At 63.2% G+C, this 971-nt stretch carries 1 protein-coding gene; it reads right to left on the bottom strand.

Translation table 11 applies throughout. The features are described 5' to 3' along the window. Positions 1 to 971, bottom strand: a 971-nt coding sequence (locus OOZ63_RS28885) for an amidohydrolase family protein (protein ID WP_266009331.1), incomplete at both ends; no start/stop codon positions are given.

Consider the following 971-nt stretch of genomic DNA (forward strand, 5'->3'; position numbering starts at 1 on the left):
ACACGGCGGGCATTGCCCTCGAATACGAGATGGCGCTCCTCGTCGGTCAGATTGGCGGTGGCCTGGACATAGCGCTTGGTGTCGTCGAAGTGGTGGCCGGTCTCGGGGTCGATGCCGCGCACCGCACCAATCATTTCGCTGGCGAACAGGATGTTCTTGACCGGGATCACCTGGGTCAGAAGATCGATGCCGGGCTGGTGGTAGACGCAGGTGTCAAAGAAGATGTTGTTGAGCAGGTGCTCGCCCAAGAGCGGCTTTTTCATCTCCTGGGCCAGGCCGCGAAAGCGCCCCCAGTGGTAGGGCACGGCACCGCCGCCGTGCGGGATCAGGAACTTCAGCGTGGGGAAGTCCTTGAACAGATCGCTGCTCAGGCACTGCATGAAGGCCGTGGTGTCGGCGTTCAGGTAGTGCGCGCCGGTGGTGTGGAAGCAGGAATTGCAGCTGGTGGAGACATGGATCATCGCGGGGATGTCGTACTCGACCATGGCTTCGTAGATCGGATACCAGTGCCGATCGCAGAGCGGCGGGCTTGTCCAGTGGCCGCCCGACGGATCGGGGTTCAAATTGATGCCGACATTGCCGTATTGCTGCACGCACTTGAGCAGCTCGGGGATGCAGCTGGCCGGATCCACACCGGGCGACTGAGGCAGCATGGCCGCCGGGATGAAGTGATCGGGGAAGAGCTGGCTGACCCGGTAGCAGAGTTCGTTGCAGATCGAGGCCCAGGTGCTGGAGGTCTGGAAGTCGCCGATATGGTGGGCCATGAAGCTGGCGCGGGGGCTGAAGATGGTCAGGTCCGAGCCGCGTTGCTTCATCAGACGCAGCTGGTTGTTCTCAATGGACTCGCGCAGTTCGTCGTCGCTGATCTTGAGATCGCTGGCCTTGGGCGCCTTGCCCGGCGCCATCAGGCCGGCGATCTGCAGATCGCGCCAGGCGCCGAGTGCGGCCGGCGCCGTGGTGTAGTGGCCGTG

Origin of the sequence: Paucibacter sp. PLA-PC-4, from assembly GCF_026241155.1 — a bacterium.
Classification (GTDB): Bacteria; Pseudomonadota; Gammaproteobacteria; order Burkholderiales; family Burkholderiaceae_C; genus Roseateles_E.